We start from the raw sequence: 25,157 nt of genomic DNA on the forward strand, positions 1-25,157 counted from the left end.
TAGGCGCCGACGCCAACCTCTTCTCCCCTCGGGGAGAAGGTGGCGCGTAGCGGCCAGATGAGGGGGAGTTCAGAATTCAGCCCAGCTCGGCCCAGAGCGGCAGGTGATCGGAGCCGACGGCGTCCCGGTCGGACCATAGACGCTTCAGCGATCTGGCCAGCGAAGCGCTGGTGAAGATGTAGTCGATGCATTTGTGGCGGCTTTTGTCGTCTGGGCGGTCGGGGTCGACCCAGGTGACGAGGTCGGCGACGGCAAGGCGCTGGGCGACGTCGACGGCAAGATCGGCGGTCAGCGGCATGCCAAACTCATGGTCCGGGCGGCCGGCGAGCTCGACGTATTCGGGCGAGCCCGGCAGCATGTTGAAGTCGCCCATGACGATGAAGGCTTCCGGATAGGGCAGGTCCGGCAGGCCGATCTCGGGAATGCCCGACAGGCCGCCGCCTTCGAGCGCATAGTTCAGGAGGCGCTGGCGCAGGAAGCGGATCTGGCTCTGGCGCTCGACCGGGCTGCGGTGGTCGAGATGGGTGGAGTAGAAGCGGATGAAGCCGAGCGGCGTCTCGATCAGCGCTTCGAGCGCGCCGCGCTGGAAGTTCATGGCCTCGAGGCTGCGGCTGCGCGGCAGAAGGAGATTGCGCGACAGATGAATGGGTGTCTTCGACAGCACCATGTTGCCGAGCTGGAAGGAGGTCGAGATGGCGCGGCCGTTCTCGAGGCGCGAGCCGATATTGACCTCGAAATTGCTGCCATAAGCGGCAAAATAATCGGGCAGCGCCTCGCTGATCTCGGCCACCATGTCGCGGTCGCCGTTGCGCGGGTTGTTGCGGGTCACTTCCTGCAGCGCGATTACGTCGGCGCCGCGCACGGCGTCGGCGATGCGCCCGACATCGTATTTGCGGTCGAGGCCGATGCCGTATTGGATGTTGTAGGAAACGATCTTCATTCCCGCGCCCCTTTAGTCCCCGCCAGTGCTACCGCGTGCGCGCCGAAAGGGCATCCGGCGCTTTAGTCGCAATTCGGCCTCGCCCTCGGCTCTGCCTTGGTTTAGAGCAATCCCGCAAGTGCAATAGCAGAAACTTGAAACGATGAAATTCCTCGACCAAGCCAAGGTTTACATCCGTTCCGGCGATGGCGGTGCCGGATCGGTGTCGTTCCGGCGCGAAAAGTTCATCGAGTTCGGCGGGCCGGATGGCGGCGATGGCGGCCGCGGCGGCGATGTGTGGGCGGAAGCGGTCGACGGGCTGAACACGCTGATCGACTATCGCTACCAGCAGCATTTCAAGGCCAAGACCGGCATGCACGGCATGGGCCGCAACATGACCGGGGCCAAGGGCGCCGACATCACGCTGAAAGTGCCGGCCGGCACGCAGATCTTTGCCGAGGACAATGAGACGCTGATCTGCGACCTGACCGTCGTCGGCCAGCGCTTCCTGCTTGCCAAGGGCGGCAATGGCGGCTTCGGCAACCAGCATTTCAAGACCTCGACCAACCAGGCGCCGCGGCGCGCCAATCCCGGCCTGCCGGGCGAGGAGCTGAGCATCTGGCTCCGGCTCAAGCTGATCGCAGATGCCGGCCTGGTCGGCCTGCCCAACGCCGGCAAGTCGACCTTCCTTGCGGCCGTCACCGCGGCCAAGCCGAAGATCGCCGACTATCCGTTCACCACGCTCTATCCCGGCCTCGGCGTCGCTCGCATCGACGGCCGCGAGTTCGTGCTCGCCGACATTCCCGGCCTGATCGAGGGGGCGCATGAGGGGGTGGGCATCGGCGACCGCTTCCTCGGCCATGTCGAGCGCACCCGCGTGCTGCTGCACCTCGTCTCCGCACAGGAGGAAAATCCCGGCAAGGCGTATAAGACGGTGCGCGCCGAGCTCGAAGCCTATGGCCATGGGCTGACCGACAAGGTTGAGATCGTCGCGCTCAGCCAGGTCGACATCCTCGACGCGGACGCCCGCAAGAAGAAGGCGGCCTCGCTGAAGCGCGCCGCCGGCCGCGCGCCGATGCTGCTTTCGGCCGTCACCGGCGAAGGCGTCGAGGCCGTGCTGCGCGCGCTGATGACGGTGGTCGCGCAAGCGCGCGATGCCGTTCCGGCTCCTGTCGACACGCGCTGGCGATAAGACCCATGAAATCGCTGAGATCATACCGGCGCATCACAGTGAAGATCGGTTCGGCGCTGCTCGTCGACCGCGCGACAGGTTTGAAGCGCGACTGGCTGACCTCGCTTGCCGGCGATATTGCGGTGCTTGCCGATGCGGGCGCGGAGGTGCTCGTCGTCTCCTCGGGCGCCATCGCGCTCGGGCGCACCATTCTCGGCCTCGGCAGACGCGCGCTGAAGCTCGAGGAGAGCCAGGCGGCGGCCGCCGTCGGTCAGATCGCGCTTGCCGGCGCCTGGTCGGACGCGCTCGGCAAGGACGGGCTGAAGTCGGGCCAGATCCTTTTGACCCTCGGCGATACGGAGGAACGCCGCCGCTATCTCAATGCGCGCGCGACGATCTCGACCCTGCTCAAGATGAAGGCGGTGCCGGTCATCAACGAGAACGACACGGTGGCGACGTCGGAAATCCGCTATGGCGACAACGATCGGCTGGCGGCGCGGGTGGCGACGATGATGGGCGCCGACCTGCTGGTGCTGCTTTCCGACATTGACGGGCTCTACACGGCGCCGCCGGCCAAGGATCCGCAAGCGAAGTTCATCCCGGTGGTCGACCGCATCACGCCGGATATCGAGGCGATGGCGGGCGCGGCCGCCTCCGAACTGTCGCGCGGCGGCATGCGCACCAAGCTCGACGCCGGCAAGATCGCCAATGCCGCCGGCACCGCCATGATCATCACCTCTGGCACCAGGCTGTCGCCGCTGATGGCGATCGAACGCGGCGAACGCTCGACCTTTTTCAGGCCGAGCCCCAATCCGGTGAAGGGTTACAAGACCTGGATCGCCGGGCAGCTCGAACCGGCCGGCCGGCTCACCGTCGATGCCGGCGCCGTCGGTGCGCTCATGTCGGGCAAGTCGCTGCTGGCTGCCGGCGTCAAGCTGGTCAGCGGCAATTTCTCGCGCGGCGATACGGTGGCGATCCTGTCGCCGGAGGGCCGCGAGATCGCGCGCGGGCTGGTTGCCTACGATGCCGCCGATGCCGTAAGGATCGCAGGCCTGAAGACGGCCGAGATCGAAAATGTGCTCGGCTACGAGGCGCGATCGGCGATGATCCATCGCGACGACCTTGTGGTAAGCGTTGCCGGCGACCAAGTATTGGCCGACGACTAGGTGGGGCGGAGGGATGAACCATGCTGAAGCTGCATGAAAAGTCCGGCGAAGACACTGTGGCGCTGATGGCCGATATCGGCCGTCGCGCTCGCGCCGCCGCCCGACCGTTGGCCGTCGCTTCCACCAGGGCCAAGAACGATGCGCTGGTTGCCATGGCCGAAGCGATCCTGCGCAACGAGCAGGCCATTCTCGACGCCAACACCATCGATACGTCGAATGGCGAGGAGGCCGGCCTGTCCGGTTCGTTCATGGACCGGCTGAAGCTCAATCCCTCGCGCATCCAGGCGATGGCCGACGGCATTCGCGAGATCGCCGCGCTCAAGGATCCGGTCGGCGAAACCATTGCGGCCTGGGACCGGCCGAATGGGCTCCGCATCGAACGCGTGCGCACGCCGCTCGGCGTCATCGGCGTCATCTATGAGAGCCGCCCGAATGTGACGGCGGACGCCGGCGCGCTCTGCCTCAAGGCGGGCAATCCGGTGATCCTGCGCGGCGGCTCGGACTCGCTCAATTCCTCGGCCGCGATCCACGCCTGCATGATCGAGGGGCTGAAGGCCGCTGGCCTGCCGCGGGACGCCATCCAGCTGGTGCCGACCACCGACCGCGCCGCCGTCGGCGAGATGCTGAAAGGTCTGGGCGGCAATCTCGACGTCATCATCCCGCGCGGCGGCAAAAGCCTGGTCGGGCGCGTGCAGACCGAGGCGCGGATACCGGTCTTCGCGCATCTCGAAGGCATCTGCCATCTCTATGTCGACCGCTCGGCCGATCTCGACATGGCGCTCAATATCGCCGTCAACGCCAAGATGCGGCGGACAGGCGTCTGCGGCGCGGCCGAGACCTTGCTGGTCGACCGCGCGGCGGCCTCCACGCATCTGGTGCCGATCCTGGAAGCGCTGCGCGCCGCCGGCTGCGAGATCCACGCCGACGCCGAAGTGATGAAAGCTTTCGCCGACGCCAGTCCGGCGACCGATGCCGACTGGGTGACGGAATATCTCGACGCCATCATCGCGGTGAAGCTGGTCGACGGCGTCGCCGGCGCGATCGAGCATATCGAGACGTTTTCCTCGCACCACACCGAGGCGATCGTCGCCGAGGATACGGCTGCGGTTGAGCGCTTCTTCAACGAGATCGACTCGGCGATCCTCTTGCACAATGCTTCGACGCAGTTCGCCGATGGCGGCGAGTTCGGCATGGGCGCCGAGATCGGCATCGCCACCGGCAAGATGCATGCACGCGGACCGGTCGGTGTCGAGCAGCTCACCTCGTTCAAATACCGCGTGCGCGGGTCTGGACAGGTGAGGCCTTGACGCTTGCCGCTAGAGTGTGAGCCTTTGCGCCAAGGCCCCCCCCTCTGGCCTGCCGGCCATCTCCCCCTCAAGGGGGGAGATTGGCAGCTTCGGCGCCGGCGCTCGGCTTGCAACGCCGGCGATTGGCGAAAGTCGCGGCGACATCTGATCTCCCCCCTTGAGGGGGAGATGGCCGGCAGGCCAGAGAGGGGGGGCTAGCACGGTGCTTTCGTCCCCTCAGCCCATCGTTCCCGCTCGCTACATCCGCATGCCCCATGCCGCCAGGGGGTTGACGGTGGGTCTGTTCGGCGGTTCGTTCAATCCGCCGCATGCCGGTCATGCGCTGGTCGCCGAGATCGCGTTGAGAAGGCTCGCGCTCGACCAGCTTTGGTGGATGGTGACGCCCGGCAATCCGCTGAAAAGCGCGCGCGAACTGGCGCCGCTCGCCGAACGTGTCGAGCTGTCCGAAAAGATCGCCAGGAACCCGAAGATCAAGGTCACCGCCTTCGAGGCGGCGCAGCATGCGCGCTACACCGCCGACACGCTTGCCCTGGTCAAGGCGCGCAACCCGGGTGTGGATTTCGTCTGGATCATGGGCGCGGACTCATTGCGCGACTTCCACCGCTGGCAGCGGTGGCGCGAGATCGTGCTGACCTTCCCGATCGCGGTCATCGACCGTCCGGGCGCCACGCTCTCCTTCCTATCGTCGGTCGTCGCCAAAACCTTCGACTATGCCCGTATCGATGAGGGCGACGCGCCGCTGCTTGCCCGCATGCCGGCGCCTGCCTGGACCTTCATCCACGGTCCGCGCTCCTCACTCTCCTCCACCGCGCTCCGTAAGGCGGCGAAGGGATAGAGCTTTTACCTTCTCCCCCAGGGGGAGAAGGTGGATCGGCGCGATAGCGCCGAGACGGATGAGGGGTGTTCCAGCTTGGCGACACCGTTTTGTCTAGCGACGAGGTCGCCGACGTCTCACTCCGCTGGAACACCCCTCATCCGTCTTGCCGCTTCGCGGCAATCCACCTTCCCCCACAAGAGGGGAAGGGAAGTCCGGCCATGTCGCTTTTACGGCGGCTTTTTTCCTGTCCGTAGACCAAGCTGCACAAGCATGCTGAAGCAGAACCCCACCACAACCGAACCCGCCCGCGCCGCGCAATCGGCGCCGCTGATCGCCATTGCCAGCGTCATCGTGTCGATGGCGCTGATCGCGATCGGCAATGGACTGATGTTCGCTTATATCCCGGTGCGCCTCGGCGCCGACGGGTTCGACCCGACCTGGGCCGGGCTGATCGTCACCGGGCTTTCGGCCGGCGGGCTGGCCGGCTGCATCCTGACCGGGCCGCTCGTCAAGCGAGTGGGTCACGCCCGCGCCTTCATGGTGCTTTCGGCGCTGATCGCTCTTTCCAATGCGGCGATCGGCGCCGGGCCGATACCGCTCCTATGGATCGCCGCGCGGGCGCTTTACGGCTTCGCCATCTGCGGGCTGTTCATCGTCGCGCAGAGCTGGCTGAACGATGCCTTGCCGAATTCGATTCGCGGCCGGGTGATGGCGGTGTTCTATGTCGCCTATATAGGCGGGCTAGGCGTGGGTTATGCGACGCTCGCCGCGATCGACATCCACACGGCCGCGGCGGCGCTGATCGGCATCACCTTCACGGCGCTTTCCATCCTGCCGGTCGGCATGACGCGGCTGGCGCAGCCGCCGGCGCCGCAGGCCGCATCGGTGGCGTTGCGCCGCGCCTGGCGCATCTCGCCGGTCGGTGTCGCCGGCATGCTCGCCGTCGGCGGCCTGTCGATGATCGTCTCCGGCTTCGCGCCGATCCATGCCACCGCCAAGGGCTACAGTCAGGCCGACGTCGCGCTGCTGTTGTCGGCGATGCCGGTCGGCACGCTGATCCTGCAGATTCCGCTCGGCTGGATATCCGACCGCACCGACCGGCGCTACGTGCTGGCGGGCGCGGCGGCGCTCGCGGCGATCGCCAGCGTGCTTGCCATCGTCTTCGACGGCGGCGCGCTGATGGCGTTGGTGGTGATCTATCTCATCTGGGACGGAGCGTCGGAATCGATCTACGCGCTCTCCAGCGCGCATGCCGCCGACCGCGCCGGCAAGGACGAGCTTCTGGCGCTGTCGAGCTCGATGCTGTTCGCCTGGTCGCTGGCCGGCTTCATCGTGCCCGGCATCGTGACGGCGCTTTCCGCCGTCTTCGGCACCGCGACCTTCATCTATGTCGGCATCGTCATCGCATCGGCCTTCTGCCTGTTCGTGCTGTGGCGCGTGATGGCCGGCCGGCCGACACCCGCGGCCACAACCGGCAGTTTCGCGCCAATGTCGGCGCAGACGCCCCTGCCGGTGGAGCTAGCCTTCGCGCAGGATGAGGCGGTCACTTCCAAGTGAAGAACCGGCACTGAAGAACCGGTGAGACTATTGCTTGCGCGCCTCCGGCGCCGGCATTTCCGGAGGCGGCAGCGGGATCGAGATGCCCTCGGTATCGAAGGCCTGCTTGGCGCGCTTGGTCATGTCGATCTGGGTCGAGAAATAGTCGGCGGCCGACGTCCAGTAGCGCAAGGTGAGCGAAACGGTGGTGTCGCCGAGGCTGGCCACGAAGGCGATCGGCGCTGGTTCGCGCCGGATGCGCTTTTCGGCGGCGGCGATGGCAAGCAGCGTTTTTTGCGCGCGGTCGATGTCATTCCACGAGCCGATGCTCAAGGTGACGTCGGTGCGCCGCACGCCGTTGCGGGTGAAATTGCGCACCGGCTGGTTCCACAGCGTCGAGTTGGGCGCCATCACATAGACACCGTCGACGGAGCGCAGCTTGGTGGCGAAGAGACCGATCTCCTCGATGGTGCCGGCAATCGCGCCGACCTCAACATATTCGCCGATGCGGAAGGGCCTGAGCGCCAGAAGCATGATGCCGGCGGCGATGTTCTGCAGCGTGCCTTGCAGCGCCAGCCCGATGGCCAGGCCGGCAGCGCCTATTGCCGCAATGATGGAGGCGGTCTGCACGCCGAATTGGCCGAGCACCATGATGACCACAAGGATCAGGATGGCGTAACGCACGACCTGCGAGAAGAAATGCCGCAAGGTCTCATCGAAGCCGTGGATGTGGCCGAGGCCGGCATAGATCGAGCGCTCGGCAAGCCCGGCCACGAGATATCCGACAACCAGGAGGATGACGGCGCCGACGGCCGAGAAGGAATAGGAGACGATCAGCGTGCTCAGCTGCGCAAGCCCGGCCTGGATGGTAATGAGGGCGCTTTGCGGGTCGGTGGGCATGGCGGGTATCCCGTTGGTCAATGCGCCGATAACCCGTGCGTCTGGCATCGGTTCCCGCCTTTTGCGGCTTGGCGGAGCGCCTCCTCAACATCGCGCGGAATCACGCTTCGAAGGCGCCCGTCTTGAAACTGCAACGGAACTCTGCCTATCTAAGTGGTGTCACCTGATTTGCCTGGTGATTTGGTTGTTCTTGTTGGGAAAGGAAACACACTGAGAACAGCACTGCGGAAGAAGGCTGACATCATGCCTTCGCCGGCAGGGATCAGCGGAAACGACGCCGCGTCCCTCGCCATCGACACAGTCCTTGCCAGTCTGGAAGACTCCAAGGCCGAAAACATCGTCTCAATCGACATCCAGGGAAAATCGAGCCTAGGCGACTATATGGTCATCGCCTCGGGCCGATCGCACCGTCATGTCTCGGCTGTCGCCGATCATCTCCTCAAGGCGCTGAAGGATGCCGGCCTCGGCAATGCGCGCGTCGAGGGGCTGGCCAGCGCCGACTGGGTCCTGATCGATTCGGGCGACATCATCGTCCATGTCTTCCGCCCCGAAGTCCGCGAGTTCTACAATCTCGAAAAGATGTGGCAGGCGCCGGACCTGGAGGAAGAGACCTTGCACTGAGCCTTGATCCGCCTGCCGTGAACCGTCACGGTACGCATTAGGACAAGCTCGCCGGGGCGAGGATGAAGATTACCGTTCATGCCGTGGGCCGGATGAAAACCGGTCCCGAGAGAGAACTCGCCGACCGCTATTTCGAGCGCTTCGCCAAGAGCGGGCCCGCGGTCGGGCTGGAATTTGCCGGCATTGTCGAGGTCCCCGAGAGCCGCGGACAGAGCGCCGACGAGCGCCGCCGCGAGGAAGGCCAGAAGCTGCAGGCGCAGTTGCAGTCGGGCGCTGTTCTCATCCTGCTCGACGAACGCGGCAAGTCGCTTTCCTCGGAAGACCTGGCCGCCCGCATCGGCCAGTTGCGCGACGGCGGCCGCAAGGCGCTGGTCGTCGCGATCGGCGGTGCCGACGGCCATGACAGATCCCTGCGCGAGCAGGCCGACCTGGTGCTGTCCTTCGGCGCGCTGACCTGGCCGCACCAACTGGTGCGCGTCATGCTGGGCGAGCAGCTTTACCGGATAGCGACGATCCTGGCGGGTCACCCCTATCATCGTTCGTGAATGGCTCGACGGCCAAGAAGCTGGGGATTGCCGGCCCACGCCAGGATTTCTGCCTCAATCGCGCGGCAACGGGGTATTCTGGTTTACGCAATTCCGGACGGAAAACCGTTACACACTTTTCCTGGAATTGCTCTGAGCGGCGCTTTCAACATGGTTGATGGTTCGTTAACGAAGCGGCGGATAGGTTAGGGGCCTGATGTCTGAAGGCTGGTACCCGATTACGCGCGCCTGGCGCGGCCGCTGCGGCTTGACCCTTGTCGCCGCCCTGGTCGCGCTCGGTCCGGTCCAGGCGGCCGAAAATTCGCTCGACCTTGCGCCCGACCCGGATCAGAGCCGGGCCGAATACGAGCAGGTTTCCAAGGAGATCACGCTCTCGTCGGAGCGGCTGGGCAAGCTCGCCGCCGACATCGCTTCGGTGCGCAAGGACTATGCTTCGATCACCGCGGCGCTCATCCAGTCGGCGATGACGGAGCAGAAGCTCGGTCAGGACATCGAGGACATCGGCGCCAAGCTCGAAGGGCTGAAGGCCGAGCAAAATAAGCTGCGCGCCTCGCTCATGGCGCGGCGCGACGTGCTGGCCGAAGTGCTCGGCGCATTGCAGCGCATGGGGCTCAATCCGCCCCCGGCGATCCTGGTCAAGCCCGAGGATGCGCTGTCGTCGGTGCGCAGCGCCATCCTGCTCGGCACGGTGGTGCCGGAACTGCGCCAGCAGACCGACCGGCTGATGGCCGATCTCAAGGAGCAGACGCGTGTGACGGCCTCGATCGAGGCCGAGCGGGCCAGGTTGACCGCCGCCGTCACCGACCAGACGGCGGAGAAGAAGCGGCTCACCATGCTGCTCGAAGCCAAGAAAAAACTGCAGGCCGATACCCAGGCCGCGATGGCGGCCGAGCAGCAGCACTCGCAGCAGCTGGCGGCGAAGGCGAGCAGCCTCAAGGACCTGATCGCCTCGCTGGAGGCCGACAAGGCGCGCAAGGCGCAGGACCAGGCCAAGGCGGGCGAGCGCAAATCGGCGGACAACGACACCACGGCCTCGACCACCGAGCTCGCTGCGCTGCCGGTGCCGGAAGCGAACCGTCTCACGGGATCGGCGCCGTTCTCGGCATTGCAAGGCCAGATCGCGTTGCCGGTCATCGGCAAGATCAAGCTGCGTTTCGGCGCCGACGACGGCAATGGCGCGGCGATGCAAGGCGACATGGTTGCGACACAATCGGGAGCCATCGTCACCGCGCCGGCGGATGGAAACGTGCTTTATGCGGGGCCGTTTCGCTCCTATGGTCAACTCTTGATCCTCAACGCAGGCGACGGGTATCATGTCGTTCTGGCGGGGATGAGCAGAATCAGCGTCGCGACCGGACAGTCGGTGCTCGCAGGAGAGCCGATCGGCGCGATGGGAGAGGCCCGGGTGGCAAGCACCTCGGCCTCGCGAAATGGAAATGCGGCGCTGGAACTCTATGTTGAGTTCCGCAAGGATGGAAAACCCGTCGATCCGGCCCCATGGTGGGCGGACCGATTTTCTGGAAGGACGTGAAATGATGCGGAAACTGTCGCTTCTGTTTGCCGGCGCGCTGATGGGCGCATCGGCAATGAGCCTGGTCTACGGCGCACCGGGTTCGGCGGCGAATGCTGCGGGTTCGGAAACCTACAAGCAGCTGGCGATCTTCGGCGACATCTTCGAACGCGTGCGCGCCAATTATGTGACGCCGCCGGACGATAAATCGCTGGTCGAGAACGCCATCAACGGCATGCTGTCCTCGCTCGACCCGCACTCCTCCTATATGAATGCCGAGCAGGCGCAGGACATGCGCGTGCAGACAAAGGGCGAGTTCGGCGGCCTCGGCATCGAGGTCACCATGGAAAACGACCTCGTCAAGGTGATCACGCCGATCGACGACACGCCGGCCGCCAAGGCGGGAGTGCTTTCCGGCGATTACATCGCCAAGATCGACGGCGAGGAGGTTCGCGGCCTCACCCTCAACGACGCGGTCGAGAAGATGCGCGGGCCGGTCAACACGCCGATCAAGCTCACCATCCTGCGCCAGGGCGCCGACAAGCCGATCGAGCTGACGGTGGTGCGCGACATCATCAAGGTCAAGGCGGTGAAGTACCGGGTCGAGAACGACATCGGCTACATGAAGATCACCTCCTTCACCGAGAAGACCTATGACGATCTCGAGAACGCCATCGAGAACATCAAGAAGCAGGTGCCGAACGACAAGCTAAAGGGCTATGTGCTCGACCTGCGCCTCAATCCGGGCGGCCTGCTCGACCAGGCGGTCAGCGTGTCGGACGCCTTCCTCAAGCGCGGCGAGATCGTCTCGACGCGCGGCCGCGATCCGAAGGACGTCACCCGCTTCGACGCCAAGCCGAAGCAGGTCGATGACATCAACGGCAAGCCGATGATCGTGCTGGTCAATGGCGGCTCGGCGAGCGCCTCGGAAATCGTCGCCGGCGCGCTGCAGGATCTGCGCCGCGTCACGGTGGTCGGCACGCAGTCCTTCGGCAAGGGCTCGGTGCAGACCATCATCCCGCTCGGCGAGAACGGCGCGCTCAGGCTGACTACGGCGCTCTATTACACGCCGTCGGGCAAGTCGATCCAGGGCAAGGGCATCACGCCCGACATCAAGGTCGACCAGCCGTTGCCCCCGGATCTGCAGGGCCGCGATCTGACCCGCGGCGAATCCGACCTCAAGGGCCACATCAAGGGCGCCGACGAGAGCTCCACCGGCTCGGGCTCGGCCGCCTATGTGCCGCCGGATCCGAAGAACGACCTGCAGCTGATCTATGCCGAGCAGCTTCTGCGCGGCGAAAAGACCGATCCGTCGTTCCCGCCGAACCCGGACAAGGCCGTGCTGAACCAGTAATGCGGTGGTCCGGCTCTGGCCGGCTGCGAGAAGCAATGCAATGCTGCCGGGGCCGCGAGGTTCCGGCAGTTTGATTCGGGGACAGCGGTCGGGGCGCCACGCTTCTGGGTATCGCGCCGGCGATTGCGAAGTTCACGCGAGATGTCACGAAAAACGTGACCCTGGCGTGCTTCCGGGGAAACACGACTTGGCTGAGATCGGCAAGGACATCGAACGCCCGCTCGGACAGACGATCCGGCCTCAGCGCAAGGCCTCGCGCGGCATCGGCTCCGGCTCGCTCATCGCTGTGCTGGCCGTGCTTGGCGTGATCGGTGTTTCCGGCGCTATTGCGCTGCGTGAAAGGCCGTTCCGCAAGCCGGAAGAAGTCGCCGTTTCGACGCCGAAGGTCACCGCCGAGGCTGCTCCTGCCGCGACAGCGGCGCCCGCGCCGGCTCCGATGGCGGCGGCGGCGCCACAGGCCAGCACGCCGATGAAGAGCGGCGGCCCGCAGATCATCCACGTCCAGACCGAAGAAGGCGACGGCCCGCCGAAGGCCGCTATCGTGATTCGCGATCCGTCGACGCTCGGCCAGAACCTGAAGGTTGCCCATATCCCGGACAGGGCGCTGATCGAGGCCACCGACACCGGACCGCTGCCGATCCGCAGCGCCGACGGCCGGCGGCCGTTCGACGTTTATGCGCGGCCTTGGTCAGGCGCGCGCGGGGCGCGGGTGGCGATCGTCATCGGCGGACTTGCCGTCTCGCAGACCGGCACGCAAGCGGCGATCGCCAAGCTGCCGGCCGAAGTGACGTTGGCCTTCGCGCCGCAAGGCAACAGTATCGGCCGCTGGATGCAGACGGCAAGGCAAAGCGGGCATGAGATCGTCATGCAGGTGCCGCTCGAGCCGTTCGATTATCCCAACGTCAATCCCGGCCGAAACACGCTGACTGTCGCGGCCAGCCCGGACGAGAACCTGAAGAGCCTTCACTGGGCCCTGTCGCGCACGACCAACTATACCGGGGTCATGAACTATATGGGCGCGCGCTTCTCGGCCGACGCCGCGGCGATGGAGCCGTTCATGGCCGAGCTCGGCAAGCGGGGGCTTGCCTATATCGATGACGGCTCGTCCTCGCGCAGTGTGGCGCCCGACCTGGCGTTGAAAGACGGTGTGCCGTTCGTTGCTGGCGACATGGCGATCGATGCCGTGCAGGATCGCGGCGAAATCCTCAAGAAGCTGGACAGCCTCGAAGCCACGGCGCGGGCCAAGGGCAGCGCCGTCGGCATCGGTTCGGCCTTCGATATCACCGTCGACACGGTGACGTCGTGGATTGCCGAAGCGAAGAAGCGCGGCATTGAGATCGTGCCGATCTCGGCTGTGGCGATCGATCCGCAAAAAGGCTAACCCTACCCGCCTCGCCGAACTCCATTCTCAAAGACAGCTGGAACGCTGACATATGGCCAAGACGATCGATCCCGAAACGCTGCCTTACCGTCCGTGCGTCGGGCTGATGATACTCAACAAAGCAGGTCTGGTCTGGGTTGGGCACCGCATCGCCGAACCGGACAGCGAGTTCGCCGGCACGACGCAGCTTTGGCAGATGCCGCAAGGCGGCATCGACAAGGGCGAGGAGCCGATCGAGGCCGCCGGGCGCGAGCTCTACGAGGAGACCGGCATGCGCAGCGTGTCGCTGCTGGCCGAGGCGCCGCGCTGGATCAATTACGACCTGCCGGAGCATCTGGTCGGCGTCGCCTTCAAGGGCCGCTATCGCGGCCAGACGCAGAAATGGTTCGCCTACCGCTTCGAGGGCGACGAAGGCGAGATCGAGATCAATCCGCCGCCCGGTGGCCATAAGGCCGAGTTCGATGAATGGGCCTGGCGGCCGATGCGGGAGCTGCCCGACCTGATCGTGCCGTTCAAGCGCAAGGTCTACGAGCAGGTGGTCGCGGCGTTCCAGCATCTCGTCCCCTGAGCGGCCGCCATCTGTCCCGGTTGTCGCGGCCGCCCCATGGCCGTATTGATTGCCGATGCAATGAGCGGGGGTCGCCATGAGCGACGACACCGGACGCGGGTTTCCGTCACATAATGCAAGCAGTGGCTCGACCGTGAGCGAGGCCGCCGCCGGCGCGATCCTGACGATCGACCTCGGGGCCATCCGGGAAAACTACCGCCGGCTGAAGGCGCGGCTGGACGGCGTCCGCTGCGCCGGGGTGCTCAAGGCTGACGGCTACGGACTTGGCGCCGCGCAAGTGGCATCGGCGCTGGCGAAAGAGGGCTGCGACATCTTCTTCGTCGCGCTGCTCGGCGAAGGTATCGCGCTGCGCAAGGCGATCGGCCCGGGGCCGGACATCTTCGTGCTGAACGGGCTGCCTCCGGATTCTGAACCGGAAGCCGCGGCGGCCGGGCTTTGGCCGGTCATCAACAGCGCCATGCAGCTTAAGGCCTGGCGCGAGACCGCGCGAGGGATGGGCCAGAGCCTTGCCGCCGCCATCCAGGTCGACAGCGGCATGGCAAGGCTCGGCATGGCGCCGGCGGAAGTCGAGGCGGTCGCGGGGGAGATCGGCGCCTTCGATGGCGTCGACATTCGTTTTGTCATGAGCCATCTCGCCCGCGCCGACGAGCCGCAACAGGCGGCGAACGAGAGGCAGCGGCACGAATTCGAAAGGCTGCGCAGGATGCTGCCCGCGGCGCCCGCCTCCTTGGCCAACTCGTCCGGCATCTTTCTCGGGCCGGCCTATCACTACGACCTTGCCCGCCCGGGAGCCGCGCTTTACGGCGTCAACCCGACACCACACACACCCAATCCGATGCTGCCGGTCATACGGCTGCAAGCCAAGGTGGCGCAGACGCGGCAGGTCGACGCCGGCGCCGGCATCGGCTATGGCCATACCCACCAGGCGGATGGACCGCTCGATCTCGCGACCATTTCGCTGGGCTATGGCGACGGCTGGCACCGTCGCGCCGCTTCGGCCGCCTGGTTCGAGGGCGTGCGACTGCCCTTCGTCGGGCGCGTGTCGATGGACTCGATCATCCTCGACATTTCGGCGCTTTCGGCAGGTAGGCTCGGCGAAGGCGACCTCGTCGAGCTCATCGGTCCGTCGCAAAGCGTCGACGACGCGGCCGGCCATGCCGGTACCATCGGCTATGAGATATTGACTAGTCTGGGCGCGCGCTTTCACCGCCGTTACATCGGCGGATAACGCAGCCCTTGGCGGGTGCCGCAAAATCCGGCAGACAGGGAATGGCCATGCCTCGGGCGGCATGATCGGCCTTTGAGGGAGCCTTGAATGAAAGTCATCGTGCTGGGCGGCGGCGTGATAGGGGTCACCACCGCCTACTTCCTCGCCGAGGCCGGTCATGAAGTGACCGTCTACGATCGCCAGCCGGGGCCGGCGCTCGAAACCAGCTTCGCCAATGCCGGCGAAGTATCGCCGGGCTATGCCTCGCCCTGGGCCGGGCCCGGAGTCCCGGTCAAAGCCGTCAAATGGCTGCTGATGAAGTACGGCCCGCTGGTCGTGCGGCCGGCCTTCGACCCGAACATGTGGACGTGGCTCCTCAAGATGCTGCGCAACTGCACGGCCGAGCGCTACGCGCTCAACAAATCGCGCATGGTGCCGCTTGCCGAATACAGCCGCGACACGCTGAAGGCGCTGCGCGAGGCGACCGGCATCACTTACGACGAACGGACCAAAGGCACGCTGCAGCTGTTCCGCAAGCAAAAGCAGCTCGACGGCACCGGCGGCGACGTCGAGGTGCTGAAGAAATACGGTGTGCCTTACGAGATCCTCGACCGCGACGGCTGTATCGCCGCCGAGCCGGCCCTCGCGGCGGTGCGCGAGAAATTCGTCGGCGGCCTCAGGCTTCCGGGCGACGAGACCGGCGACTGCAAGATGTTCACCGACAAGCTCGCGGAACTTTGCGTGGCGCGCGGCGTGACCTTCGAATACGGCTCGACCATCCGGCGCATCGTCAGGAACCGCAATCGCCTCACCAACGTCCTCACGGAGGGCGGATGGAAATCCGCGGACGCCTTCGTGATGGCGATGGGCAGCTATTCGGCGCAGTTCATGCGCTCGCTGGGGCGGCCCATACCGGTCTATCCGGTCAAGGGCTATTCGATCACCGTGCCGATCGACAATGTCGAGGCCGCGCCTGTGTCGACCGTCATGGACGAGACCTACAAGGTGGCGATCACCCGGCTCGGCGACCGCATCCGGGTCGGCGGCACGGCGGAGATTTCGGGCTATGACCTTCGCCTGCAGGAATCGCGCCGCCGCACGCTCGAACACTCGGTCGGCGATCTCTTCCCGGGGGGCGGCGATCTCAAGGCGGCGAGCTTCTGGTGCGGCTTGCGGCCGATGACGCCGGATGGACCGCCCTTGATCGGGCAAAGCGAGGTTGCCAACCTCTATCTCAACACCGGCCACGGCACGCTCGGCTGGACCATGGCCTGCGGCTCGGCCAAGGTGCTCGCCGACATCATGTCCAACCGGGTGCCGGAGATCAACGCGCGCGACCTCAGCCCGGAGCGGTATCTCAAACCTATCTGAGGGGCTTTGCATCTGCTTCGGCGGCTCAGAACGCTTCCCCGACCCAGCTGTCGCCGAACAGCAGCCGGTAGAGCTTGGCGCTGGCAAGGCGGCGGCGACCAACTGCCTGTGATAGGATCGGCCGCAGCGAGGGGACTTTGGATGCGTCTTTTTCTTTTTGCGGCGGCCGCCTATCTGACCTGCGCCCCGGCGGCGCTGGCAGCGGACAAAACCGTTCACGACAAGGAGCACGGCTTTTCGCTGACCTATCCCGAGCAATGGGCGAGCGAAACCGCCTTTGACAACACCATTCGGCTCAAGATCAAATCCGGCGAAGGAGGGCTCACCTGCCGCGTGTCGGAAAATGCCTATGATCCGACCGCTCCCGACAATCCGCCCGATGTCAGGGCGTTCATGGAGGAAGACTGGAAGGTGAGCAACTGGCAGACCATGGTCGGCGTCGCCTATCAGTCGGCCGCCTTCCGCCAGGACAGGTTGGCGCATTTTCCGGACGGCTATCCGGTGCGCGTGGCCGAGATGGATTTCCACTATGCCGACGAAAATGTCAGCTTCTACGGCCATTCCCGCATCGCGCTGACGCTGCGCAGCTCGCATTACGGCTTCGTCGATTGCGGGGTCGCGGGCGACAACTCCGAAGAGGTGGAGCGGAAATGGGCGCCGCTTGCGGACGAGGCCAATAAGATCGTGAGCTCGTTCGTGCTCGACGCGGATTAGACAAAAAGGCCGCGCTCGCGTTCCACGGCCTTGGTGATGAAGTTGGCGACCAGCTGCACGCGGCGCAGCGGCCTGACCGATTCATGATAGACCAGCCAATAGGCGCGGCGGATGGGCGCGACGATGTCGACCGGCACCAGCTCCGGCATCGAACGGGCGACGAACGTGTGCAGGATGCCGATGCCCGCGCCGGAGCGCACCGCTTCGGCCTGGCCGAGGGCCGAGGAGATGGCGAAGCTGGTGCGCCATTCGGGGCTGAACTCGGCGGCATAGTCGAGCGAGGGGCTGACGATGAGGTCCGGCACATAGCCGATCAGCGTGTGCCGGCCGAGCTCGGCCGGCGCTTTCGGCAGGCCGTTGGCTTCGGCATAGGCGCGGGAGGCGAAGAGGCCGAGCGTGTAGTCGACCAGCTTGCCCGCCACCAGCCGCCCTTCGCTCGGCCGCTCGACGGTGATCGCAATATCGGCCTCGCGCCTGGACAGGGAGAAGGAGCGCGGCACGGGCACCAGCTGGATGATGAGCTCGCGGTGCAGCGCAGTCAGCTCGCCCAGCCGTTTTGCCAGGAAGGCGACGCCAAATCCGTCCGGCGCGCCGATGCGCACCGTGCCCGAAACGTCGTCGCCCTCGCCGGCAATGGTCGAACGCGCGGCGATCATGTCGCTCTCCATGCGCTCGGCTATGTCGAGGAAGCGCTCGCCGGCCGGCGTCAGTTCGCTGCCTGTGGTCAGGCGGCGCAAGAGTTTTGTGCGAAGCGCCTCTTCGAGCGCGGCGATGCGGCGTGAGACAGTGGCGTGGTTAAGCTCCAGGCGCTTGGCCGCACCGAGGATCTGGCCGGCGCGGGCGACTGCAAGGAAGATGCGGACGTCATCCCAGTTCATGGGAGTGGTCCGTTTTAACCGGCAGCGCCGCGTTCCCGCCCACCCCCCTCTGTCCTGCCGGACATCTCCCCCGCAAGGGGGGAGATTGGCAGCTTCTCTGATGGCGCTTCTTTTCAATCGTTGGTGATTGGCGAAAGCCTTCGTGACGTCTGATCTCCCCCCTTGCGGGGGAGATGGCCGGCAGGCCAGAGGGGGGTGTGAAGGAACGCAAGCGTCGGCCTTTTCGGCAATCCATCATTTGCGGCAATTAATGCACACCTCGGGATCGTTGTCTATTTTCCGCACAACGGTTGCGTTTTGGCTCGCGTTGCCATCGCCGCCGCAAAGGCGGACAATGCGTCATCATCAGAACAGGGAGAGAAAAGCATGATCGAATACGGTCATTTCATCGGCGGCAAGCGTGTCGCCGGCACCAGCGGGCGCAAGCAGGATGTGATGCAGCCGATGGACGGCTCCGTGCGCGGCACGGTGGCTTTGGCTTCGCAGGCGGAGCTGCGCGCCGCGGTCGAGGACGCCAAGGCGGCGCAGCCGAAATGGGCGGCCACCAACCCGCAGCGCCGCGTGCGCGTGCTGATGAAATTCCTCGAGTTGGTCGCCCGCGACTATGACGAGCTGGCCGACATCCTGGCGCGTGAGCACGGCAAGACTATTGCCGATGCGCGCGGGGACATCCAGCGCGGCCTCGAAGTGGTCGAGGTCTGCATCGGCGCGCCGCACATGATGAAGGGCGAGTTCACCGACGGCGCTGGCCCGGGCATCGACGTCTATTCGATGCGCCAGCCGCTCGGCGTCGTCGCCGGCATCACGCCGTTCAACTTCCCGGCCATGATCCCGCTGTGGAAGATCGCGCCGGCCATCGCCTGCGGCAATGCCTTCATCCTGAAGCCGTCGGAGCGCGATCCGGGCGTGCCGATCCGCATTGCCGAACTGTTCATCGAGGCCGGCCTGCCGGCCGGCATCCTCAACGTCGTCAATGGCGACAAGGAAGTTGTCGACGCCATTCTCGACGATCCGGACATCAAGGCCATCGGCTTCGTCGGCTCGACGCCGATCGCGCACTATATCTATTCGCGCGGCACGGCATCGGGCAAGCGCGTGCAGTGCTTCGGCGGCGCCAAGAACCACATGATCATCATGCCCGATGCCGACATGGACCAGACCGTCGATGCGCTGATCGGCGCCGGCTACGGCTCGGCCGGCGAGCGCTGCATGGCGATTTCGGTGGCTGTCCCGGTCGGCAACGACACCGCCAACCGGCTGATGGAAAGGCTGGTGCCGCGCGTCGAGAGCCTCAAGGTCGGCCCTTCGACCGACTCTTCCGCCGATTTCGGCCCGCTGGTGACGGCGCAGGCGCTGGAGCGCGTGAAGGGTTATGTCGATATCGGCGTCAAGGAAGGCGCCAAGCTCGTCGTCGACGGCCGCGGCTTCAAGATGCAGGGCTATGAGAACGGCTACTATATGGGCGGCTGCCTGTTCGACGACGTGACGGCCGACATGCGCATCTACAAGGAAGAGATCTTCGGGCCGGTGCTCTCGGTGGTGCGCGCGCCGCGCTACGAGGACGCCATCAAGCTCGCCAATGACCACGAGATGGGCAACGGCGTCGCCATCTTCACCCGCGACGGCGACGCCGCGCGTGATTTCGCGTCCAGAGTCCAGGTCGGCATGGTGGGCATCAACGTGCCGATCCCGGTTCCGATCGCCTATTACACGTTCGGCGGCTGGAAGGCGTCGTCCTTCGGCGACCTCAACCAGCACGGTCCGGACGCGTTCCGCTTCTATACCAAGACCAAGACGGTCACCTCGCGCTGGCCGTCGGGCATCAAGGACGGCGCCGAGTTTGTCATCCCGACGATGAACTAGCCCGAACGGTCGTCCAACCAACATTGAGAAGGCGCGGCGCAAGCCGCGCTTTCTTTTTATGGACGAAGGCGAAGCACAACTTCAGGCGCATGAATTCCGGCGCATCGCGTCATGCGTGCGTCCGCATATTCTAATAATTCCATCGCCGTGTGATGGAACCAACAGACCACCATCTGCCTTAGGCTTTATTCCTGCCATGCGTGCAGGCAACCAAGCAGCGCCGGTTCAAGCCGGGGTTCTCGTCTGGCGCGAGGAGGTGTCAGATGACACGATTTGTTGTGGCGGCAATATTGGCGGCGACGGCGATGACCGTTGGAGCCGCGCCGGCGAGCGCGGCGGCGCAATGCGCGGCGCGCGCCGACATCATCAAGGCGCTGGGCGACAAGTTCCACGAAACCGAGGCTGGGCGCGGCCTGATCAATCCGAACGTCGTGCTCGAGATATTCGTTTCCGACCAGGGAAGCTGGACGGTGCTCGCCTCCGATACCAAAGGCCAGAGCTGCGTGCTTTCCGTCGGCGAGGGCTGGGACAGCCCGACGATCACCGCGGCGATGCCGGGCGCCTGAAACCGGCAGGGAGCCGGGGTGCGCGCCACAACGGCTCCCACGGTCGGGCGTCAAGTGGCGCCAAGCAAGGCGCTCTCCGCGGCGCCGCTTGTCTACGGAGCGGAGCTTCACCATATCGAATCCAGGGAGTCATGATCTCCCGACGACAGACCGGAAGCCAGAAGGAGTGACGCGATGAAGACGTCCAATCCGGCCTGGAGCCTTCCGGCACACTGAGGCGGCCGAATGTGCCTCCCTTTGCCGGAATGCGACGGCAAAGGAGGTGCCCCATGGCACGCGAATTTTCGTTTCAATGGGTCAAGCTTGCGGCCGTTGGCGCCATGATGGCGCTGCCGGCAGTTCCGGCGCGGGCGCAAGTCATCTGCGGCGGCCATGACTATCTGGTCGCGAGGCTGGCGGAGGCATTCGAGGAGAAGCGGCTGGGCTATGGCGTGGCCGGACAGGTCGCCATCTTCGAGGTGTTTGTCTCGGCCGGCGGAACCTGGACCATCCTGATGACCGACGTCAAAGGCCAGAGCTGCATCCTGGCCGCCGGCGAGGGGTGGGAAGACACACTGGCCACCGCGGTCGGGCAGCCGGGTGGCTGAAGCGCCTCGAGCAGGCGCTGGTCCTGCTCAGCGCGTGGCGGCCACCTCGGCATGACCGCGCAGCAGCGCTATCAGCTTCTTGGCGTCCTTGGCGGCGGCTTCCTCGTCGCCGTCGAGGATGGAACGGATCAGCGCCACGTGGTGCTCGGCCGATTCGGCGAGACCGGTATCGGCCTTGTAGCGATACCAGAAGCGGCGGCTGTGGGTCTGCAAGGGGCCTGCCACACGCGCCGCGAAGGGGTTGTCGGCGGCGATGGCCAGCGCTTCGTCGAGCGCCTTGTCGGCCTGGATGAAGGCAAGCACATTGCTCGAGATCACCGCCTTCTGCATGGCCAGGGCCGCTTCATGGAACAGGTCGGCGGCCTCGCGGGTGACGAAGCGGGCGGCCGAGCGGGCGAGCACCACCTCGATGCCGCGCCGCGCATCCAGCACCCGCAGCCAGTCGCCGGCGTGAAGCGGCGCGACCGCGATGCCGGCGCGGGGTCTGATGTCGAGAAGCCCTTCCCAGGCGAGCCGCTGGATAGCCTCGCGCACGGGGGTGCGTCCGAGACCCAGCCGCTCGATCAGCGCGCCTTCGGTGACGAAGCCCGACGGCGCCAGCTCGAGCGTGACGATCATATGCTCAAGCGCGCGATAGGCCTTGGTCGCCGCCGGCTCGAAGGTCGCGTTCGCCTCGACGGATATCAGCGGGGAGATCAATGGCGGGCTCCTGATATATTGTTCATATATCATAAGTGATTCAGCGTTGACAGGCTAATTCTTAATAGATATACGAGTGATATATCAGAGGAGAAGTAGCCATGTGGGCCGGAGTTTTCCCCGCCGTCACGACCAAATTCACCGCCGACGACCGTCTCGACCATGCCGAGATGGAGCGCTGCTACGGGCTGCAGATGGAGGCCGGCTGCGACGGCATCATCGTGTGCGGCTCGCTCGGCGAGGGACCCATGCTGTCGCCTGACGAGAAGATCGAGGTGCTGAAGACGGCGCAGAAGGTTGCCGGCAAGAAGCCGGTGCTCTTGACCGTCAACGAGCCCGGCACGCGTGAGGCGGCTGCTATCGCCAAACGCGCCGCCAAGGAAGGCGCCGACGGCCTGATGGTGGTGCCGAGCCCGATCTATCACACCGACCCGCAAGAGACGGTCGCCGCCCTTCGCGCCGTCGCCGAAGCAGGCGACCTGCCGGTCATGATCTATTCCAACCGGCTCGCCTATCGCGTCGACGTCACCGTCGACCTGATGGAGGAGCTGGCGTCGGACAAGCGTTTCGTCGCCATCAAGGAATCCTCCGACGACATCCGCCGCTCGACCGAGATCATCAACCGGTTCGGCGACCGCTACGACCTCTTCACCGGCGTCGACAACCTTGCCTTCGAGGCGCTGTCGGTTGGCGCCATCGGCTGGGTCGCCGGCCTCGTCACCGCCTTCCCGCGCGAGACGGTCGCGATCTACCAGCTGATGCGGCAGGGCCGCCGCGACGAGGCGCTGGCGATCTATCGCTGGTTCCGGCCCTTGCTCGATCTCGATGTCTCGACCTATCTGGTCCAAAACATCAAGCTTGCCGAAGTGCTGGCGATCGGTACCAATGACCGCGTGCGCATGCCGCGCCAGCCGCTGTCGGGTGAACGCCGCAAGGCGGTCGAAAAGATCGTCCGGGATGCGCTGGCGGTGCGGCCGAAGCTGCCGCCGCTGCAGACGTCTCCTCGATCGACGGACAGGTTGGCGGCGGCCGAATAAGGGACAGCCCTGACGTGCAACGAAATTCCAAATCCTGGGAACAGGAGCGGCGCTCAGCCACCGGGGCATTTTCTGCCGGTGCACGGGGAGAAGCGAACGACATCGCCATCATTGGCGGCGGCATCATCGGCATCTGCGCTGCGACCCTGCTCTCGGAAGCGGGGCGCAGCGTCACCGTCTTCGACCGCACCGGCATCTGCGAGGAGACGAGCTCCGGCAATGCCGCCGCCTTCGCCTTCTCCGACGTGCTGCCGCTGGCGCATAAAGGCATGATCCGGCAATTGCCGAAATGGCTCGCCGATCCGCTCGGACCTTTGACCATCCCACCGGCTTATCTGCCGAAACTTCTGCCCTGGCTGATCCGCTTCTGGCGGGCGGGCGCGGCGAAGCACTACGAGACGAGCCTCGCCACGCAGGCGAGCATGATGAAGCTCGCCGAAGCCGAATGGATGGGGCTGCTCGACCGCTCCGGCACGCGGCCGATGCTGCGCGAGGATGGGTCGCTGGAATTCTATGAGAGCGAGGCGGAGTTCCGCGCTTCGCTGCCCGGCTGGGTCGAGCGCGAGCGTTTCGGCATCGGCTTTCGCCATGTCGAGGGCGAAGAGATGGCCGGGCTCCAGCCGGGTCTTTCGCCACGCTTCGTCAAGGCCACCTTCGTGCCGGGCTGGAAGACGGTCGCCGATCCGAAGCTGCTCGGCAAATCGATCTGGGCCTATGCGGAAAAGCTCGGCGCCCGTTTCGAGCATGCGCGGGTCGCGGGCATCGAAGCCAGCGCAGACGGCGCGACGATCGTCCTGGCCGACGGCAACAGGCTCACGGCCAAGAAGCTCCTGATCGCCGCCGGCGCCTGGTCGCATCTCCTGGCAAGGAATATTGGGGACCGCATCCCGCTCGAAACCGAGCGCGGCTATAACACGACGCTGCCGGTGTCGGCTTTCGACGTGAGGCGGCAGCTGATCTTTTCCGGCCATGGCTTCGTTATCACGCCGCTCGAGACCGGCTTGCGCGTCGGCGGCGCCGTCGAGCTCGGCGGCATCGAGCGGCCACCAAATTTCGCCCGTTCCAAGGCGATGCTGGAGAAGGCGAAGCGTTTCCTGCCCGGGCTTGATCCGTCGGGAGGCCGCGAGTGGATGGGTTTTCGCCCCTCGCTGCCGGATTCCCTGCCGGTGATCGGCGCGGCGCGCGCGCCGAACGTCTATTATGCCTTCGGCCACGGCCATCTCGGCCTGACCCAGTCGGCGGCGACCGGCCGCTTGATCCGCGATCTCGTTCTCGGGCAGACTCCGCCGCTCGATCTCACGCCCTTCAGTCCGCAGCGTTTCTGAAAAAGAGTCCATCATGGCGAAAAAATCCTTCTTCTGCATCGACGGCCACACCTGCGGCAACCCGGTCCGCCTGGTCGCCGGCGGCGGGCCGTTGCTCGAGGGCGCGACCATGATGGAGCGGCGGGCGCATTTCCTCGCCGAATATGACTGGATCCGCACCGGGCTGATGTTCGAGCCGCGCGGCCATGACGTGATGTCGGGCTCGATCCTCTATCCGCCGACGCGCGAGGATTGCGACATCGCCATCCTGTTCATCGAGACCTCGGGCTGCCTGCCGATGTGCGGGCATGGTACGATCGGCACCGTCACCATGGCCATCGAGCACGGGCTGGTGAAGCCAAAGACGCCGGGCGTGCTCAGGCTCGACACGCCGGCCGGCCTGGTCATCGCCGAATACAAACAGGTCGGCGAATATGTCGAGGAGGTGCGCATCACCAACGTGCCGTCCTTCCTCTATGCCGAAGGTTTGACCGTCGACTGCCCGGTGCTCGGGGAGATCAGCGTCGACGTCGCCTATGGCGGCAATTTCTACGCCATCGTCGAGCCACAGAAGAATTATCGGGACATGGCCGATTACTCGGCGGGCGACCTCATCGCCTGGAGTCCGGTTGTGCGCCAGCGCCTCAATGAGAAATACTCCTTCGTGCATCCGGAGAACCCCGGCATCAACCGGCTGTCGCATCTGCTGTGGACGGGCAAGCCGAAACATGCCGAGGCCGATGCGCGCAACGCCGTCTTCTACGGCGACAAGGCGATCGACCGCAGCCCTTGCGGCACCGGCACCTCGGCCCGCATGGCGCAGCTCCATGCCAAGGGCAAGCTCAGGGCCGGCGACAGTTTCGTGCATGAATCGATCATCGGCTCGCTGTTCAAAGGCAGGGTCGAAAAGGAGGTCAGCGTGGCGGGCAAGCCGGCGATCATCCCCTCGATCGGCGGCTGGGCGCGCATGACGGGGTTGAACACCATCTTCATCGACGACCGCGATCCGTTCGCGCATGGATTCGTCGTCACATAAGCGTCACAGCCTCACCCAACGGAAGGCATGCCGCCCAAAATGGACAGCCTCTGGTCGCGCAAGAAATCTTCTCATCAACTTATTTTGACGGCGATTTCTT

Annotated in this window: 24 protein-coding genes; 20 read left to right on the top strand and 4 right to left on the bottom strand. The window is 65.4% G+C overall.

Annotated features, from left to right (window positions below; translation table 11 throughout):
• Nucleotides 1-76: 76 nt before the first annotated feature.
• Nucleotides 77-940, bottom strand: coding sequence for an endonuclease/exonuclease/phosphatase family protein (locus LB552_RS17480; protein ID WP_140841794.1), 864 nt, complete (start codon nucleotides 938-940; stop codon nucleotides 77-79).
• A 142-nt stretch (nucleotides 941-1,082) separates the two neighbouring features.
• Between LB552_RS17480 and obgE the strand changes: the two genes are divergently transcribed.
• The 5 genes from obgE (at nucleotide 1,083) to LB552_RS17505 (ending at nucleotide 6,937) form a co-directional block, all read left to right on the top strand.
• Nucleotides 1,083-2,111 carry a GTPase ObgE gene (gene obgE, locus LB552_RS17485; protein ID WP_224608706.1) on the top strand — a complete coding sequence of 343 codons (1,029 nt, stop codon included), beginning with the start codon at nucleotides 1,083-1,085 and terminating at the stop codon, nucleotides 2,109-2,111.
• A gap of 5 nt (nucleotides 2,112-2,116) precedes the next feature.
• Nucleotides 2,117-3,256: a glutamate 5-kinase gene (proB, locus tag LB552_RS17490; RefSeq protein WP_224608708.1), complete on the top strand. Its 1,140-nt coding sequence runs from the start codon at nucleotides 2,117-2,119 to the stop codon at nucleotides 3,254-3,256.
• 20 nt (nucleotides 3,257-3,276) lie between these two features.
• A complete protein-coding gene (locus LB552_RS17495) occupies nucleotides 3,277-4,563 on the top strand; it encodes a glutamate-5-semialdehyde dehydrogenase (RefSeq protein ID WP_224608711.1) in 1,287 nt (428 codons plus the stop codon).
• 247 nt (nucleotides 4,564-4,810) lie between these two features.
• Nucleotides 4,811-5,398 carry a nicotinate-nucleotide adenylyltransferase gene (locus LB552_RS17500; RefSeq protein WP_224608714.1) on the top strand — a complete coding sequence of 196 codons (588 nt, stop codon included), beginning with the start codon at nucleotides 4,811-4,813 and terminating at the stop codon, nucleotides 5,396-5,398.
• 252 nt (nucleotides 5,399-5,650) lie between these two features.
• Entirely contained in the window at nucleotides 5,651-6,937 is a 1,287-nt protein-coding gene (locus tag LB552_RS17505; RefSeq protein ID WP_140841784.1) for an MFS transporter, read from the top strand.
• A gap of 27 nt (nucleotides 6,938-6,964) precedes the next feature.
• Here LB552_RS17505 and LB552_RS17510 read toward each other — a convergent pair whose 3' ends face one another.
• Nucleotides 6,965-7,816, bottom strand: a complete 852-nt coding sequence (locus LB552_RS17510) for a mechanosensitive ion channel family protein (RefSeq protein ID WP_095767214.1) — start codon at nucleotides 7,814-7,816, stop codon at nucleotides 6,965-6,967.
• Between the two features lie 243 nt (nucleotides 7,817-8,059).
• On the opposite strand from LB552_RS17510, the gene rsfS reads away from it, so the two are divergent.
• The 9 genes from rsfS (at nucleotide 8,060) to LB552_RS17555 (ending at nucleotide 17,087) form a co-directional block, all read left to right on the top strand.
• Nucleotides 8,060-8,437 carry a ribosome silencing factor gene (rsfS, locus tag LB552_RS17515; protein WP_095767215.1) on the top strand — a complete coding sequence of 126 codons (378 nt, stop codon included), beginning with the start codon at nucleotides 8,060-8,062 and terminating at the stop codon, nucleotides 8,435-8,437.
• A 62-nt stretch (nucleotides 8,438-8,499) separates the two neighbouring features.
• Nucleotides 8,500-8,982 (top strand): 23S rRNA (pseudouridine(1915)-N(3))-methyltransferase RlmH, encoded by a 483-nt coding sequence (gene rlmH / locus LB552_RS17520; protein WP_224608717.1) that lies wholly within the window; start codon nucleotides 8,500-8,502, stop codon nucleotides 8,980-8,982.
• 196 nt (nucleotides 8,983-9,178) lie between these two features.
• On the top strand, nucleotides 9,179-10,513 hold the full coding sequence (locus LB552_RS17525) for a murein hydrolase activator EnvC family protein (RefSeq protein WP_224608720.1): 1,335 nt from the start codon (nucleotides 9,179-9,181) through the stop codon (nucleotides 10,511-10,513).
• A gap of 1 nt (nucleotide 10,514) precedes the next feature.
• Nucleotides 10,515-11,846: a S41 family peptidase gene (locus LB552_RS17530; protein WP_176477009.1), complete on the top strand. Its 1,332-nt coding sequence runs from the start codon at nucleotides 10,515-10,517 to the stop codon at nucleotides 11,844-11,846.
• A gap of 187 nt (nucleotides 11,847-12,033) precedes the next feature.
• Nucleotides 12,034-13,227: a divergent polysaccharide deacetylase family protein gene (locus tag LB552_RS17535; protein WP_095767218.1), complete on the top strand. Its 1,194-nt coding sequence runs from the start codon at nucleotides 12,034-12,036 to the stop codon at nucleotides 13,225-13,227.
• 52 nt (nucleotides 13,228-13,279) lie between these two features.
• Nucleotides 13,280-13,795, top strand: coding sequence for an RNA pyrophosphohydrolase (locus LB552_RS17540; RefSeq protein WP_140723373.1), 516 nt, complete (start codon nucleotides 13,280-13,282; stop codon nucleotides 13,793-13,795).
• Between the two features lie 76 nt (nucleotides 13,796-13,871).
• Entirely contained in the window at nucleotides 13,872-15,023 is a 1,152-nt protein-coding gene (gene alr / locus LB552_RS17545) for an alanine racemase (protein WP_224608723.1), read from the top strand.
• Nucleotides 15,024-15,110: 87 nt separating this feature from the next.
• Nucleotides 15,111-16,373 carry a D-amino acid dehydrogenase gene (locus LB552_RS17550; RefSeq protein ID WP_224608726.1) on the top strand — a complete coding sequence of 421 codons (1,263 nt, stop codon included), beginning with the start codon at nucleotides 15,111-15,113 and terminating at the stop codon, nucleotides 16,371-16,373.
• Nucleotides 16,374-16,514: 141 nt separating this feature from the next.
• On the top strand, nucleotides 16,515-17,087 hold the full coding sequence (locus tag LB552_RS17555; RefSeq protein WP_224608729.1) for a hypothetical protein: 573 nt from the start codon (nucleotides 16,515-16,517) through the stop codon (nucleotides 17,085-17,087).
• Here the strand turns inward: LB552_RS17555 and LB552_RS17560 are convergent.
• Entirely contained in the window at nucleotides 17,084-17,965 is an 882-nt protein-coding gene (locus LB552_RS17560) for a LysR family transcriptional regulator (RefSeq protein ID WP_224608732.1), read from the bottom strand. The two genes, LB552_RS17555 and LB552_RS17560, sit on opposite strands and share 4 nt — an antisense overlap.
• A 366-nt stretch (nucleotides 17,966-18,331) precedes the next feature.
• Here LB552_RS17560 and LB552_RS17565 point away from each other — a divergent pair, with 366 nt between their 5' ends.
• The 3 genes from LB552_RS17565 (at nucleotide 18,332) to LB552_RS17575 (ending at nucleotide 20,981) form a co-directional block, all read left to right on the top strand.
• A complete protein-coding gene (locus tag LB552_RS17565; protein ID WP_224608734.1) occupies nucleotides 18,332-19,828 on the top strand; it encodes a CoA-acylating methylmalonate-semialdehyde dehydrogenase in 1,497 nt (498 codons plus the stop codon).
• Nucleotides 19,829-20,091: 263 nt separating this feature from the next.
• Nucleotides 20,092-20,394 carry a hypothetical protein gene (locus LB552_RS17570; RefSeq protein ID WP_140841768.1) on the top strand — a complete coding sequence of 101 codons (303 nt, stop codon included), beginning with the start codon at nucleotides 20,092-20,094 and terminating at the stop codon, nucleotides 20,392-20,394.
• Between the two features lie 269 nt (nucleotides 20,395-20,663).
• Entirely contained in the window at nucleotides 20,664-20,981 is a 318-nt protein-coding gene (locus tag LB552_RS17575) for a hypothetical protein (protein ID WP_140841766.1), read from the top strand.
• Nucleotides 20,982-21,008: 27 nt separating this feature from the next.
• Here LB552_RS17575 and LB552_RS17580 read toward each other — a convergent pair whose 3' ends face one another.
• A complete protein-coding gene (locus LB552_RS17580; RefSeq protein WP_224608737.1) occupies nucleotides 21,009-21,713 on the bottom strand; it encodes a GntR family transcriptional regulator in 705 nt (234 codons plus the stop codon).
• Between the two features lie 68 nt (nucleotides 21,714-21,781).
• On the opposite strand from LB552_RS17580, the gene LB552_RS17585 reads away from it, so the two are divergent.
• Genes LB552_RS17585 through LB552_RS17595 form a run of 3 tightly spaced genes read left to right on the top strand, consistent with a single transcriptional unit; the run spans nucleotide 21,782 to nucleotide 25,057 of the window.
• The gene (locus LB552_RS17585) at nucleotides 21,782-22,717 is read left to right on the top strand and encodes a dihydrodipicolinate synthase family protein (RefSeq protein ID WP_224608740.1); all 936 of its coding nucleotides are present in this window, start codon (nucleotides 21,782-21,784) and stop codon (nucleotides 22,715-22,717) included.
• 14 nt (nucleotides 22,718-22,731) lie between these two features.
• The gene (locus tag LB552_RS17590; RefSeq protein ID WP_224608743.1) at nucleotides 22,732-24,042 is read left to right on the top strand and encodes an NAD(P)/FAD-dependent oxidoreductase; all 1,311 of its coding nucleotides are present in this window, start codon (nucleotides 22,732-22,734) and stop codon (nucleotides 24,040-24,042) included.
• Between the two features lie 13 nt (nucleotides 24,043-24,055).
• A complete protein-coding gene (locus LB552_RS17595) occupies nucleotides 24,056-25,057 on the top strand; it encodes a 4-hydroxyproline epimerase (RefSeq protein WP_224608746.1) in 1,002 nt (333 codons plus the stop codon).
• Nucleotides 25,058-25,157: the final 100 nt, after the last annotated feature.

The organism is Mesorhizobium sp. CA7, assembly GCF_020165015.1.
GTDB lineage: Bacteria > Pseudomonadota > Alphaproteobacteria > Rhizobiales > Rhizobiaceae > Mesorhizobium.